We start from the raw sequence: 13,967 nt of genomic DNA on the forward strand, positions 1-13,967 counted from the left end.
GCAGATCGATATGGCAGCTCTGATCCCACCGATGCCGCCGTCGGCGCGCGCCGACATCAGCGGCATCGGCATCCTGCGCGCCGTGCGCCGCAATGCGTACGAGGCGTTTCCGCTGAGCTTCCTGGAGAAGGCGGTCGTCAGGCGGGAGATGCCGGTGAGGCCGCTCGTCGTCGCGACGTCGGGCGATGCGATCCGCCATGTGATGATCGACCACTACGAGGCGTTCGCGCGCGTGCCTGCGTTAAAGCGCGTGCTCGGCCCGCTCATCGGCAAGGGGCTCGCGACCAGCGAAGGCGAAGCCTGGAGACAGCAGCGTCACGCGATGGCGCCCGCGTTCGCCCCGAAGCACGTGAACACGCTGATGGTCCACATCGCGCCCGCCACGGAGAACGCATTGCGCAAGCTGGACGCGCAGCGGGACATGCCGCTCCAGGTGCTGGAGTTCATGCAGCTGCTGAGCCTCGATATCGCCGCCAGCGCGATGTTCTCCGTCGATATGGGCGCCATCGGCAGCGGCCTGCGCAGCTTGCTGAACGAATACACGGCGGACCTCGGCAAGGTGACGCTCGGCGACTTCCTGTTGCCCGGGTGGATGCCGACGCTCATGTCGCGGCGCCGCGCCGCGTTTGGCCGGCGCTGGAAGGCGTATATGGAGCCCATTGTCGAAGGCAGGCGGCGCGCCGGTTCAGAGGGGCGCGCGCCCGACCTGTTCGACATGCTGATCCGCGCCCACGGCGAAGCGGACAGCCAGCTGATCGTCGACGAAGTGACGACGATGCTGATCGGCGGGCACGAGACGACGGCGCTGACGCTCTTCTGGGCATGCGCGCTGCTCGCGCAGGCTCCGGGGCTGCAGCAGGAACTGGCGCGCGAGGCCGCCGCCGCCGAATGGCCCGATGAGGCGAACCCGGCGCGCGTGCCCGCGCTGCCGCTGGCAAGGGCGGTGGTGCAGGAGACGCTGCGGCTTTATTCGCCCGCGTACATGTCGGCGCGTCTTGCCGGGCAGGCGCAGACGATTGCCGGCACGCCTGTCGCGAAGGGATCGCTCGTGCTGGTGCCGTTCCTGCTGATTCACCGCAACCCTGACTACTGGCCTCGCCCGGACGTCTTCGATCCCGCCCGTTTCATCGACGCGAAGCCCGCTGACCGCTTCGCCTATCTGCCGTTCGGCATCGGGCCGCACGTATGCATCGGCGCGCAGCTCGCGATGCTGGAAGCCACCTTCGTCATCGCGCGGCTCTTTCGCGACTACGAGCTGACGCTCGCTTCGCCGCGCCCGATCCTGCCTGTCGCCAATCTCGCTACGCGCCCCGATCATTCACCGGCATTCCACGTGCGCCGCAGACGAGGCTAGCGTGTCGTCAGGCGCAGCGACGTGGTGTGCCGGTAGCATTCGCCCGGCCTCAACACCACGCCGGCCGCATCGGCCATGTTGACCTGGTTCGGGAACGCGCCGGTTTCGAGGCAAAGCGCCGCGTGCTTGCGATAGCGCCTGCCCTTGCGCCCGACGATGCCGTCCAGAAAATTGCCCGTATAGAACTGCATGCCGTGCGCGTCGGTCGCGACCGTCAGTTCGCGTCCGCTGCCGGGGTCGTAGAGCACGGCAGCGGTGCGCACGGTGCCGCCGTTGCCGCGCAGCACGTAGCAATGGTCGAAGCCGCCCGCGCGCGCAAGCTGCGCATTGGGCCAGTCGAGCCGCGCGCCGATCGGCGCGCCCGCGCGAAAGTCGAACGCGTTGCCCGCGACGTCGCTGCGGGCGGTCGGAATCAACGCGTCGTCGACTTCGAAGTACGCGTCCGCCTCGATGGCGATCACATGGCCGCGAATGTCGGGCGCATCGGCTGCCGCGTCGCCCGACAGGTTGAAGTACGCGTGATTCGTGAGACTGACGGGCGTGGGCACATCGGCCCGGGCTTCGTAGCCGATCGTCAGCGTGCCGTCGTCGTCAAGTGCGTAGCGCACGGTCGCCACGAGCGCGCCCGGAAAACCCGCGTCGCCTTCGGGCGATTCGTGCGTCAGGACGAGCGCGCCGTCGGCTTCCCGCGCGCTCCAGAGCGCCCGGTGAAAGCCCGCCGCGCCGCCGTGCAGATGGTTCGCGCCCTCGTTGCGGTCGAGCGCGTACGTGACGCCGTCGAGCGTGAAGCGCGCATCGGCGATCCGGTTCGCCCAGCGTCCGATCGTCCCGCCGAAGTACGCGCGGCCCGCCAGGTATTCGGCTGGCGTGTCGTGGCCGAGCAATACGTCCGCAATGCGGCCCGCGCGGTCGGGCGCATGCCACGACACGAGCGTGGCGCCGAGGTCGCTGATCGCGACGCGCATGCCGTGCGCGTTGCGCAGCGTGAAAAGCTGCACGGCGTCGCCGCCCGGCAGGTGGCCCCAGCGCTCGGCGGTGACGCGTGCGCGGGTGGGAAGGTCGGTGCTCCGCGAGTCGGCTAGATTCATGGACGTGATCGGGTTGCGTGGCTTCAGCCGGGTTGCTGCGCCTGCGTGCGATGCAGGCGCTCCTGGAACTCGCGCGGCGTGCAGTCGAGCTCGCGGCGAAATACGGCGTACATGTATTGCAGCGACGTGAAGCCGCAGCGCACCGCGACTTCGGCGCTCGACATGTCATGCCGCGCGAGCAGTTGCTTGGCGATATCGAGTTTGTGATTGAGGATTTCCTGATGCACGGTGTAGCCGAGTTCGCGCCTGAAGTGCTCCTCCAGCGACGAGCGCGAAACGCCCACGTAATCCGCCACCTGTTCCGTCTTGATGCCCTGGCAGCCGTATTGCCGGATGTAGTGGCGCGCGCGCATCACGTACGGGCTCGACACGGGCTGATGCCGCGTCGATTCCAGCACGTTGATGCCGACAGGCGGCACGAGGATGCGCCGCCCGGCGAAGCGCGCGCCTCCCAGCATCTGGTGCAGCAGGTGGGCGGCCGTGCGCCCCATTTCCTCCGTGCCCTGGATCACCGACGACAGCGGAATGCGGGTGAGCGAGCGCGTGAGCGGATCGTTGTCGATGCCGATGATCGCGACTTCCTCCGGCACGGCGATGCCTGAAATGAGGCACGCCTGCAGCAGGTGGCGCGCGCGGGCATCCGTGACCGCGATCACGCCGACCGGCTTCGGCAGGCTCTGGAGCCACGACGTGAGCTGCGCGCTCGCCTGGTTCCAGACGGGCGCGCTCGTCGGCAGGCCGCGATGGATGTCGGCTTCGAGCCCGTCGGCGGCGAGGATCGTTTTGAACGCCTGCTCGCGTTCCTGCGCCCAGCGGTTCTCGGGCGATTCGGGCAGGCTGTAGAGCGCGAAGCGCTGCAGCCCCGCGCCGATCAGATGCGTGTACGCCAGCGTGACGAGCTTGGGGTTATCGGTGGCGATGTACGGCAGGCTCGCGGGATAGCGCGACTCGTCCTCGTACGACGAACCCACGGCGACCACCGGCAGCGGGCAGTCGCTGAGCGCATCGCTCACGGCGGGGTCGTCGAAGTCGGCGATGATGCCGTCGCCCTCGAAGCGCTCGATGCCGTTGAGGCGGGCGCGAAAGTCCTCTTCGAGAAAGAGGTCCCATGCCACGCGCGTGGACAGCAGGTACTTTCCGATGCCGGTAATGATCTCGCGGTCGTACACCTTGTTCGCGTTGAAGAGCAGCGCGATCCGGTGCGTGCGTTGAGCGGCTTGATGTCTTGTCATCGACTCGTCTGAACGATGCGCCGCGCCGCGAAAGGCCGCGAGGCTCCGTCGTCTCCGTATGCGGCCGCTGCGTGCTTCTCGCAGCCGGGCCCTGTTTTAAGCGTCCGGCCTATTCTAGGCCGGGCGCGCCGTGCCCCGCCAGCCGATTTTCGCCGACGGCAAGAATCACCATCGGCGCTGGCGGATTTCGCAATTGCCGCCGCCCGCCGCAAGCTGGCAGCATGGCGTCACTTCATGGCCGAACCGGCGTGCGCCGGGCCGGTACACATCAGCACAAACAAAAGGAGACGCGCATGTCCTGCATCGAACATTTGCCCGCTGTCCGCTACGAAGGTCCGCAGGCGGACAGCCCGTTCGCCTACCGGCACTACGACCGCGACAAGCTCGTGCTCGGCAAGCGCATGGAGGATCACCTGCGCCTCGCCGTCTGCTACTGGCACACGCTCGTCTGGCCGGGCGGCGACATGTTCGGCGCGGGCACGTTCGAACGGCCGTGGCAAGGAGCGGGCGATGCGCTCGAACTCGCACATCTCAAGGCTGACGCCGCGTTCGAACTGTTCGCGAAGCTCGGCACGCCGTTCTATACCTTCCACGACACGGACGTCGCACCCGAAGGCGACGGCATTCGCCACTATGTGAGCAATTTCAGGAAGATGAGCGACTACCTCGCGCGCAAGCAGGAGGGGACGGGCGTGAAGCTCCTGTGGGGCACGGCGAACCTGTTTTCCCATCCGCGCTATGCGGCGGGCGCGGCCACCAACCCGAATCCGGACGTGTTCGCGTTCGCGGCGACGCAGGTGCGCGAAGCGCTCGAAGCCACCCAGCGCCTGAAGGGCGACAACTACGTGCTGTGGGGCGGACGCGAAGGGTACGACACGCTGCTCAACACGGACCTGAAGCGCGAGCGCGAGCAGCTCGGCCGCTTCCTTGCGATGGTGGTCGAGCACAAGCACAAGATCGGCTTCAAGGGCGCGCTTCTCATCGAGCCCAAGCCGCAGGAGCCGACCAAGCACCAGTACGACTACGATGTCGCGACCGTCCACGGCTTTCTCACGCAATTCGGGCTGCAGGACGAGATTCGCGTGAACATCGAAGCGAATCACGCGACGCTCGCGGGGCATTCGTTTCATCATGAGATCGCGAGCGCCATCGCGCTCGGCGTGTTCGGCAGCATCGACGCGAATCGCGGCGACCCGCAGAACGGCTGGGACACGGACCAGTTCCCGAACAGCGTGGAGGAACTGACGCTCGCGTTCTACGAGATTCTCCGGCACGGCGGCTTCACGACGGGCGGGATGAACTTCGACGCGAAGGTGCGCCGCCAGAGCATCGATCCGGAAGACCTGCTGCACGGCCATATCGGCGCGATCGACGTGATCGCGGTCGCGCTCGAACGCGCGGCGAAGCTCGTCGAAAATGACCAGCTCGCGAAGCTCAAGGCGGCGCGCTATGCGGGCTGGGAGTCGGACTTCGGGCGCAAGGTGCTCGCGGGCGGTTACTCGCTGGAGTCGCTCGCCGCCGATGCCGCCGCCCGCGAGATCGCCCCGCGTCACGTGAGCGGGCAGCAGGAGCGGCTGGAGAACATCGTCAACCGGGCCATCTACGGATAGCGCTCCGGTTTCGTGCTGCGCCGCCCGGCCCGCAAAAAACATCACGTGAAGCCGTCAATTTCGCAATTGCGGCGCGGGCGTTCGCAGCACACGCTCTTGACCAAATCGCAGGAGCCCCAGCTTTTAAAACCGACGACCGCGAACACGGATTCGCGGCGCACCCGTAGGTTCCGCCGGCGGTCCATCTCTCTCGCATATTGGGACCGCGCCGGCAGCCAACCATAAAAAGGAGTGAGACATGAAATCTGCAATGCGCCGTACGGTATTGAGTTCGCTCGTGTGCGCAGCGACGCTCGCCAGCCTGACGATGATGTCGCCGCTTGCTCACGCGAGCAAGGATAAGCCCGAGATCGGCTTCTGTATCGACGATCTGCGCGTCGAGCGCTGGTCGCGCGACCGCGACTACTTCGTCGCCGCCGCGACGAAGCTCGGCGCGAAGGTCTCGGTGCAATCGGCCGATGCGAGCGAAGCGCGGCAGATCTCGCAGATCGAGAACCTCATTTCGCGCGGCGTCGACGTGATCGTGATCGTGCCGTTCAATTCGAAGACGCTCGGCAACGTGGTGGCCGAAGCGCACAAGGCGGGCATCAAGGTCGTGTCGTACGACCGCCTGATCCTCGATGCGGACGTGGATGCCTATATCTCCTTCGATAACGAGAAGGTCGGCGAACTGCAGGCGCAGGGCGTCTTCAACGCGCAGCCGAAGGGCAACTACTTCCTGCTGGGCGGCGCGCCCACCGACAACAACGCGAAGATGCTGCGCGAAGGCCAGATGAAGATACTGAAGCCCGCGATCGACCGCGGCGACGTGAAGGTCGTCGGCCAGCAGTGGGTGCCCGAGTGGAGCGCGGCGACCGCGCTGCGCATCACCGAGGACGCGCTCACCGCGAACAACAACAAGATCGATGCGATCGTCGCGTCGAACGACGGCACCGCGGGCGGCGCGATCCAGGCGCTCGCCGCGCAGAAGATGGCGGGCAAGGTGCCCGTCTCCGGACAGGACGCCGATCTCGCGGCGGTCAAGCGCCTCGTCGCGGGCACGCAGACGATGACCGTCTACAAGCCGCTCAAGCTGATCGCGGGCGAGGCGGCGCAGCTTGCCGTCGATCTCGCGAAGGGCCAGCCGCCGAAGTTCAACGCGAAATACGACAACGGCAAGAAGCAGGTCGACACCGTGCTGCTCCAGCCGACGCTCCTCACGAAGGGCAATGTCGACATCGTCATCAAGGACGGCTTCTACACGCAGGCGCAACTGGCCGGCAATTGAGCGGCGGCGCAGCAGGACGACTGCACGCGGGCGCCTCGCGGCGAGGCGCCCGCGCACCTCTCATTCAGCCAGGACACGAGAGCATGGCACATGCGCTTCTGGAGATGCGTGGCATCGTCAAATCGTTTGGCGGCGTGAAGGCGCTCGACGGCATCGATCTCGTGGTCGCGCCGGGCGAGTGCGTAGGGCTGTGCGGCGAGAACGGCGCGGGCAAGTCGACGCTGATGAAGGTGCTTTCGGGCGTCTATCCGCACGGCACGTGGGACGGCGAAATCCTCTGGGACGGCGCGCCGTTGCGCGCCGCGAGCATCCGCGACACCGAGCGCGCGGGCATCGTCATCATTCACCAGGAACTGATGCTCGTGCCGCAGCTGTCGGTGGCGGAGAACATCTTTCTCGGCAACGAGATCACGCTGCCCGGCGGGCGCATGAACTACGCGGCGATGTATCAGCGCGCGGCCGAACTGCTGAGAGAGCTGAAGATCGAGGGCATCAACGTCGCGCAGCCGGTCATGAACTACGGCGGCGGGCATCAGCAGCTGATCGAGATCGCGAAGGCGCTGAACAAGCGCGCGAAGCTGCTGATTCTCGACGAACCTTCTTCGTCGCTCACGGCGGCGGAAATCCGGATCCTGCTCGACATCGTGCGCGACCTGAAGGCGCGCGGCGTGGCGTGCGTGTACATCTCGCACAAGCTCGACGAAGTCGAGGCGGTGTGCGACACCATTACGGTGATACGGGACGGCAGGCACGTCGGCACGCAGCCGATGAAGGAGCTGAGCACGGACCGCATCATCGCGATGATGGTCGGACGCGAGATCAGGAACCTCTTTCCGCGCGAGCCGCACGAGATCGGCGAGGTGATCTTCGAAGCGCGCAACGTCACGTGTTTCGACGTGACCAACCCGCGCAGAAAGCGCGTGGACAACGTCTCCTTCACTTTGCGAAAGGGCGAGATTCTCGGCGTGGCGGGGCTCGTCGGAGCGGGACGCACGGAACTCATGCAGGCGATATTCGGCGCGTATCCGGGCGTGAGCGAGGCGCAGGTCTGGATGAACGGCCGGCAGGTGAAGACCGCCACGCCCGCGGATGCGATCGCGGCGGGCATCGGCATGGTGCCCGAAGACCGCAAGCGCCACGGCATCGTGCCGCAACTGGGCGTCGGGCAGAACATCACGCTTGCCGTGCTCGCCCGTTTCGCGAAAGGCGGGCGCATCGATTCGGCGGCGGAACTCGACACCATCCACGCCGAGATGAAGCGCCTCTCCGTGCGCGCGGCGCATCCGATGCTGTCCATCGCGAGCCTCTCCGGCGGCAACCAGCAGAAGGCCGTGCTCACGCGCATGCTGCTGACCGATCCCGCCGTGCTGATCCTCGACGAGCCCACGCGCGGCGTCGATGTCGGCGCGAAGTTCGAAATCTACAAGCTCATGTTCGCGCTCGCGCGGCGCGGGGTGTCGATCATCATGGTGTCGTCGGAACTGGCTGAAGTGCTCGGCGTGAGCGATCGCGTGCTCGTGATCGGCGAAGGGCAGCTGCGCGGCGACTTCGTCAACGACGGCCTCACGCAGGAACACATCCTGACCGCCGCGATCAGCGCCGAACCCAGTGACCCATTCAACCCAGCGAGTGCCGCATGACGCCTGATCTCACATCTCTGCCAAAGCGCGCACAGAGCGGCGCGACCCATTCGTCTGGCCAGCGCTTCAAGCAGCTGTTCACGCGCTACAAGCTGCTCGCGCTGCTGCTTGCCGTCGCCGTCATCTGGATCTTCTTCTCGTTTCTCACCGACGGCGCATTCGTCACGCCTCGCAACCTGTCGAACCTGCTTAGGCAGATGTCGATCACCGGCATGCTCGCATGCGGCATGGTGTTCGTGATCATCGCGGGGGAGATCGACCTGTCGGTCGGCTCGCTGCTCGGGCTGCTCGGCGGCGTGGCCGCGATTCTCGACGTCACCTATCACTGGCCGCTCGGCCTCACGTTGCCGGCGGTCATGCTGCTCGGCGTGGCGATCGGCTTCTTCAACGGCTGGTGGTCCACGTACCTGCGCGTGCCGTCGTTCATCGTCGGGCTCGGCGGCATGCTCGCGTATCGCGGCGTGCTGCTCGGCATCACCGGCGGCTCGACGGTCGCGCCGGTATCCGACAACCTCGTCTTCATCGGACAGGGCTATCTGCCGCGCATCGCCGGCAATGCGCTCGCCGTCGTGCTGTTCCTGCTGCTCGCCGTGCTCACCGTGCGGCAGCGCCAGAACCGCCAGCGCTACAGCCTGCCCGTCGTGCCGATGTGGCAGGACGGCGTCAAGATCGCCGCGGCGGGGCTGATCCTGCTCGCGTTCGTGGCGACGCTCAACCGCTACGGCGGCATACCGGTGCCGGTGCTCCTGCTGCTCGCGCTGCTCGGCGTGTTCACCTACATCGCGACACAGACCGTGTTCGGGCGGCGCATCTACGCGGTGGGCTCCAATCTCGAAGCGACGCGGCTCTCGGGCGTGAACACCAACCGCGTGAAGCTCGCGATCTTCGCGCTGATGGGCCTCATGTGCGCATTCGGCGGACTGATCAACACCGCGCGTCTCGCGGCGGGGTCGCCCTCGGCGGGATCGATGGGCGAACTCGATGCGATCGCGGCCTGCTTCATCGGCGGCACGTCGATGCGCGGCGGCTCGGGCACCGTCTACGGCGCGCTGATCGGCGCGCTCGTGATGGCGAGCCTCGACAACGGCATGTCGATGCTCGACGTCGACTCGTACTGGCAGATGATCGTGAAGGGCGCGATCCTCGTGCTTGCCGTGTGGATCGACGTGGTCTCGGGGTCGAACCAGCGCTAGCCTGTGCCTCGTGCGCGCAGGTTCATGCTCCTTCGTCATCGGTCATATGACGCCGGGGCTATCGCCAGCCGATGCCGCGTCTTCCAGAATGCTCCCCGGATCTTTTGACTGAAGAGGAGTGGCACATGAATGGAAGCGAAGGCAGCGCACGCATGCGCGAGCGCTTGCGCGGCAAGCGCGTGATCGTGCTGGGCGGCTCGTCGGGGATCGGCTACGCGGTCGCCGCGCAGGCGGTGGAGGAGGGCGCGGACGTCGTGATCGCATCGAAGAGCGCGGAGCGCGTGGCGCGTGCCGCGAGCGAACTGGGCGGCCGCGTGGAAGGCCGAACGCTCGACCTTTTCGACGAACGTGCGATCGAAGCATTCTTCGGAGAGACCGGCGCATTCGATCATCTGGCGTTCACCGCGGGCGACACGCTGCATCTGACTGACTTGCGCACGGCCGATCTGCAAAAGGCGCGGCAGGCGTTCGACGTGCGCTACTGGGCGACGCTCGCCGCCGCCCGCTACGCGGCGCCGCATCTGCGCGAAGGCGGATCGATGGTGCTGACGAGCGGCATCTCCGCGCATCGCCCGGCGAAGGGCTGGGTGCTCGGGGCGAGCGTATGCGGGGCCGTCGATGCGCTCACGCGCGCGCTCGCAATCGAGTTCGCGCCGCTGCGCGTCAACGCGGTGTCGCCGGGTCTTGTCGCGACCAATCTATGGCAGACCATGAGCGAGCAGGACCGGCGCGGCATGTATGAAAGCGCGGCGAAGGCGCTGCCCGCGGGGCACGTGGGTCATGCGGGCGATGTCGCCGCCGCGTACCTCTTCCTGATGAAGAGCGCGTTCGCGACGGGCCAGATCCATGTCGTGGATGGCGGTGCGCTCATCGCGTAGAAGCGCGAGGGCGGCCACCGCGAGCGTGCGCTACACGCGCTACAGGCCGCCGCCCTGCAACTCGACCTGCTGCCGGCCCGCGCGCCTCACCGCAGCGCGGCTCAGATTGAAGCCCATGCCGATGATCATCAGGCCGATCACCATCGCGGCCACGCGGTCGAGCATCGGAATGCCGGCGAAGCTCCCCGCGATGCCGACCGCGGCGATCACGGCCGACACCGCATCCGAACGCGCGTGCCATGCGCTTGCGAGCAGGACGTCGGACTGGCTGCGCTCTGCTTCGGCGATCATGTAGCGAAAGAGCGCTTCCTTCGCCACGATGACGAAGAGGGCCACGGCGAGCGCGCTCGCGTGAATGGACGGCGCGCCGGTCGCATCGGCGAAATACGCGGCGCTGTGCCACAGCATTTCGGCCCCGGTCGAGACGAGGAGCGCGCTGATGAGCAGCGACGCCAGCATCTCCATGCGGCGCGCTTCGCGCATGCGGTTTGTGTTACCCGCCGTGGCGACGACATGCAGCACGGCGAGCACCACGCAGTCGGCCGCGAGATCGGCGAGCGTATGGATGCCGTCGGCGAGCAGCGCATCGGACCCGGCTATCCAGCCGACCGCGATCTGCATTGTCATCAGGGCGACATTCAGTGCTGCGCTTGCCCAGGCTGCCTTGCGGGGATTGCTGCGTCTTGCTGTGACATGTTCGGACGGCGGCGACATCGTGTGGGTATTCGTTGGTCTTTTCGAGACCGTAACCCGGAAAAATTGCGCGGCCGTGACAAGAAGGGATTGCCCGGCCGGCGCGCGATGCGCGGCGGCACGGGCGCATGTCGTGCATCTCGTGCGCGTTGTGCGAATCGCGCGTCAGAGCATGTAGCGGGCGACGATCCACAGGAGCCGCGAGCGCGGCGTGCGCACGCGCTCGCGCGGCAGGTCGAAGCCGCGCCTGACGTTGGCGTCCAGCACCGCGCGATACGCGGCCGACATGATGCGCGGCGCGCGCACCTGTGCCCGGGGCGCGGCGGCCATGATCGCGTTGGCCTCGACGAAGTACTCGCGCGCGCGGGCGGCGAGCACGGCGCACACGCCCGGCAGGCGCGGATCGGCGACGATGGCGGCGACGTCGGTTGCGGATATGCCTTCGCTCGCCAGCAGCTCGCGCGGCAGATACACGCGGCCGATGGCGGCGTCTTCGTCGATGTCGCGCAGGATGTTGGTGAGCTGCAGCGCGCGGCCGAGATAGTGCGCGAGCCACCAGCCCGCTTCGTCCTCGATGCCGAATATCCTCACCGAGAGCCGCCCGACCGCGCTCGCCACGCGATCGCAAAAGAGGTCGAGCGTGGCCTCGTCGGGCGCGACGATGTCTTCGGCCGCGTCCATCGCCATGCCGTCAATCACGGCCATGAAGTCCTCGCGCACCAGATGGAACGTGTGGATGTGGCGCGTGAGCGCCCGCAGCGAGCGCCGCGGCGATCCGCCATAGCAGTTGCCGATGTCCTCGCGCCAGCGCTCGAGGGCCGCCATGCGTTCGGGGCGGGACAGTACGCCGTTGTCGGCGATATCGTCGACGGCGCGGCAGAACGCATACACCTGGTACATCGCGTCGCGCTGGAGCGCCGGCAGAATGCGCATGGCGAGATAGAACGAACTGCCGGACGAGAGCTTCGCGGCGTCGGCGGCAGGTTCTTCGGCGATCAGATCGGACACGGTCAAAACGGACTCCGCTAGGGTGCCCCGAGGGCGGTTCTGGAACAAGGCGATGGCCTGAACGTCCGCACTTTCGCGACGATGCGTGCGCCCCCCGGCTGTAAGGAAACCCCGGCGGCGGCATGCGCGAGCGAATGACTGGGGCGCGGCCGTGCGTTCACACCCGGGATAACGCTTTCGGGTCCGCGTTTATTCCTTCGATTCGTTTTTTATTTGTCAAGTTGGCGTAATTTCGGCAGCATCGGCGGCGCATCCGATCAGCGGTCGAATCCGCCGGGCCATCCTCGATCGATGCGATTCAATCGTTGCGCGGGCACGGGGCCGGGGCATGCCCGGACCGGCGGACGCTGGCGGCAATCACTATCGGGGGTGGTTCTTCCCTCGGAAGGAGGGTTATGCGCCGCGCCGTGCTGCTCTACATTTGTGGCTCCCGGTTTCCAACCGGACTGCGAGGAGATGAGAGATGCACGGAACTCCGATTGAGTACAAGGGCTGGGTGCTCACACCCATTGTGTCTCGTACGCCGACCGACCATGCGGTGGTCCTGCTGGTCGAGAAGCCCAATGGAATTCGCCAGGCGATGGGGCCGCTTGGACGATTCAAATCCGCGGATGCGGCCTGTTCATTCGCGATCGAGTACGGCAAGGCCACGGTCGACGGCCAGCCGGCGCCAGGCCCGGCGCATGAAGCCGCCGGACGGCGCGCATGACCTGCAGCGTGCCGGCTGACGGAGGCGCTCTGTCAGTGGCGGACGCGGTTGCTCGCCCGGGCCAGTTCGCGGGCTGCGAGCGACACGTCATCCTGTGTGCGGCTGGTTGCGTGCTCCACCCGATGGCACGCGCCGCGAATCAGCAGAACCGCACCGAGCGCGGACATGACCCAGATGGAAAGAAACATCGTCAAGGCGTTCATCCAGATTCCCCGAAATCCCCGAAAGCGGGTTGAGTGTGTGGGCGGCTCCGGCATCGTCGGGCAGGAGCCGCCCGGTTTGTACAGCCAGTCCAGCCCGTCCGACTTCAGGCGCGCGCTGCCGGAAAGCCCAGCAGGCGGCCGATCAGTTCTTCAGCGATTGCCTGCTGCGCTTCGAGCGACTCCCGAACCGCGCGCAGATGCGCATCTTCCAGGCGGCCCGCAGCCGCAAGCGTTTCCCCCGCAAGGCGAAAGACACTCTCCGAAGCATTCCCGAGCGCACGCATGAGCGCGGCGGTTTCGCCGGGCATATCGGCGTGTCCGCAAGCGGATCGCGGCGCCGACGGCACCGGCAGTCCATGCGCGATGCCGCGGGCGTGAGCGGCGGTGTCGTCGAGGGCGAGGCGGGCGTTCGGCTGCATGTCCGTGTTCCTTGTCGAGTGCGTGATTGGAGTGTGCAGCCGCGCGCCGAAATCCGATTTGCCGATTAGCACGGGATTTCAGGTCTATTTCAGCGGAGGCACTCGGGGCAAGGAGGGCCGTTCAGATGCGGCCGTGCGGAAACGACATGCGTCCGGTCCGTTGCGGGCCGGTGCTCGATGCGCACGATCGTTCGTTTTGATGGTAGAGGCGCGTGTTGCTTATCGACGCGTGCCCGCGGCGGACGCGCGTGTCAATTGCAGCCGTAGCCGGTGCGAGCGTTCCACCAGCAGATCGCTTCGCCGTCGGTGCAGATGAACATGTTGCCGATGGTGTCGCACTGAACGCTCGTCTGCCGCCGGGGAACCGCCGCCGGGTTGGCGTTCGAAATCTCGGATTGCGACGACACGACCGCGGCCTCCGTCGCCGCGCGGACCCGGGCGACGCCCTCGGGCGGCTTTTTCTGTGCGGCGGGCGGGGGCGGCGCGCTCACGCACGCCGAGACGGCGAGACTCAGACCCAGGACCGTGCATATCCATCCGGACTTCGACGAGCGCATGGTTCTCCCCCGTATCAGCGCGGCCGCCGGACGGCGGCTCACGAAAAGAAAAGTATAGGAAAAATCGACCGGGCGGTTGCGGGAATGTCTGGTGGTCCGGGCCGCCCGTTTTTAAC

General features: G+C 66.9%; 14 protein-coding genes. 7 read left to right on the forward strand and 7 right to left on the reverse strand.

The features are described 5' to 3' along the window. Positions 1-10: 10 nt before the first annotated feature. Positions 11-1,354, forward strand: coding sequence for a cytochrome P450 (locus BG61_RS03920; RefSeq protein WP_063740956.1), 1,344 nt, complete (start codon positions 11-13; stop codon positions 1,352-1,354). Here the strand turns inward: BG61_RS03920 and BG61_RS03925 are convergent. Together BG61_RS03925 and BG61_RS03930 are read right to left on the reverse strand one after the other, a co-directional pair. Beyond that, positions 1,351-2,442: an aldose epimerase family protein gene (locus tag BG61_RS03925; protein ID WP_035935192.1), complete on the reverse strand. Its 1,092-nt coding sequence runs from the start codon at positions 2,440-2,442 to the stop codon at positions 1,351-1,353. The two genes, BG61_RS03920 and BG61_RS03925, sit on opposite strands and share 4 nt — an antisense overlap. Positions 2,443-2,465: 23 nt before the next feature. Next, positions 2,466-3,674 (reverse strand): XylR family transcriptional regulator, encoded by a 1,209-nt coding sequence (locus BG61_RS03930; RefSeq protein ID WP_035935195.1) that lies wholly within the window; start codon positions 3,672-3,674, stop codon positions 2,466-2,468. A gap of 293 nt (positions 3,675-3,967) precedes the next feature. Here BG61_RS03930 and xylA point away from each other — a divergent pair, with 293 nt between their 5' ends. The 5 genes from xylA to BG61_RS03955 all read left to right on the forward strand — a co-directional run bounded on the left by xylA (position 3,968) and on the right by BG61_RS03955 (position 10,262). Continuing rightward, positions 3,968-5,284 carry a xylose isomerase gene (xylA, locus tag BG61_RS03935; RefSeq protein WP_035935196.1) on the forward strand — a complete coding sequence of 439 codons (1,317 nt, stop codon included), beginning with the start codon at positions 3,968-3,970 and terminating at the stop codon, positions 5,282-5,284. 238 nt (positions 5,285-5,522) lie between these two features. Then, complete coding sequence (gene xylF / locus BG61_RS03940) at positions 5,523-6,551, forward strand: D-xylose ABC transporter substrate-binding protein (RefSeq protein WP_035935198.1); 1,029 nt, start codon at positions 5,523-5,525, stop codon at positions 6,549-6,551. Positions 6,552-6,634: 83 nt separating this feature from the next. Next, positions 6,635-8,191, forward strand: coding sequence for a D-xylose ABC transporter ATP-binding protein (xylG, locus tag BG61_RS03945; RefSeq protein WP_035935200.1), 1,557 nt, complete (start codon positions 6,635-6,637; stop codon positions 8,189-8,191). Further along, entirely contained in the window at positions 8,188-9,384 is a 1,197-nt protein-coding gene (locus BG61_RS03950) for a sugar ABC transporter permease (RefSeq protein ID WP_035935202.1), read from the forward strand. The genes xylG and BG61_RS03950 overlap by 4 nt, the downstream gene beginning before the upstream one ends. A gap of 125 nt (positions 9,385-9,509) precedes the next feature. Next, positions 9,510-10,262 (forward strand): SDR family oxidoreductase, encoded by a 753-nt coding sequence (locus BG61_RS03955; protein ID WP_051672246.1) that lies wholly within the window; start codon positions 9,510-9,512, stop codon positions 10,260-10,262. Between the two features lie 39 nt (positions 10,263-10,301). On the opposite strand, the gene BG61_RS03960 is transcribed toward BG61_RS03955, so the two are convergent. Together BG61_RS03960 and hpnD are read right to left on the reverse strand one after the other, a co-directional pair. Further along, the gene (locus BG61_RS03960) at positions 10,302-10,889 is read right to left on the reverse strand and encodes a cation diffusion facilitator family transporter (protein WP_232256319.1); all 588 of its coding nucleotides are present in this window, start codon (positions 10,887-10,889) and stop codon (positions 10,302-10,304) included. 231 nt (positions 10,890-11,120) lie between these two features. Then, positions 11,121-11,969 (reverse strand): presqualene diphosphate synthase HpnD, encoded by an 849-nt coding sequence (gene hpnD / locus BG61_RS03965; RefSeq protein ID WP_035935203.1) that lies wholly within the window; start codon positions 11,967-11,969, stop codon positions 11,121-11,123. 457 nt (positions 11,970-12,426) lie between these two features. On the opposite strand from hpnD, the gene BG61_RS03970 reads away from it, so the two are divergent. After that, positions 12,427-12,672: a hypothetical protein gene (locus BG61_RS03970; RefSeq protein WP_035935205.1), complete on the forward strand. Its 246-nt coding sequence runs from the start codon at positions 12,427-12,429 to the stop codon at positions 12,670-12,672. 32 nt (positions 12,673-12,704) lie between these two features. Here BG61_RS03970 and BG61_RS43195 read toward each other — a convergent pair whose 3' ends face one another. The 3 genes from BG61_RS43195 to BG61_RS03980 all read right to left on the reverse strand — a co-directional run bounded on the left by BG61_RS43195 (position 12,705) and on the right by BG61_RS03980 (position 13,851). Further along, entirely contained in the window at positions 12,705-12,875 is a 171-nt protein-coding gene (locus BG61_RS43195; RefSeq protein ID WP_169743290.1) for a hypothetical protein, read from the reverse strand. Between the two features lie 104 nt (positions 12,876-12,979). Continuing rightward, positions 12,980-13,294, reverse strand: coding sequence for a hypothetical protein (locus tag BG61_RS03975; protein ID WP_035935207.1), 315 nt, complete (start codon positions 13,292-13,294; stop codon positions 12,980-12,982). A gap of 251 nt (positions 13,295-13,545) precedes the next feature. Continuing rightward, on the reverse strand, positions 13,546-13,851 hold the full coding sequence (locus tag BG61_RS03980) for a hypothetical protein (RefSeq protein ID WP_035935209.1): 306 nt from the start codon (positions 13,849-13,851) through the stop codon (positions 13,546-13,548). Between the last annotated feature and the right edge of the window lie 116 nt (positions 13,852-13,967).

The organism is Caballeronia glathei, assembly GCF_000698595.1.
Classification (GTDB): domain Bacteria; phylum Pseudomonadota; class Gammaproteobacteria; order Burkholderiales; family Burkholderiaceae; genus Caballeronia; species Caballeronia glathei.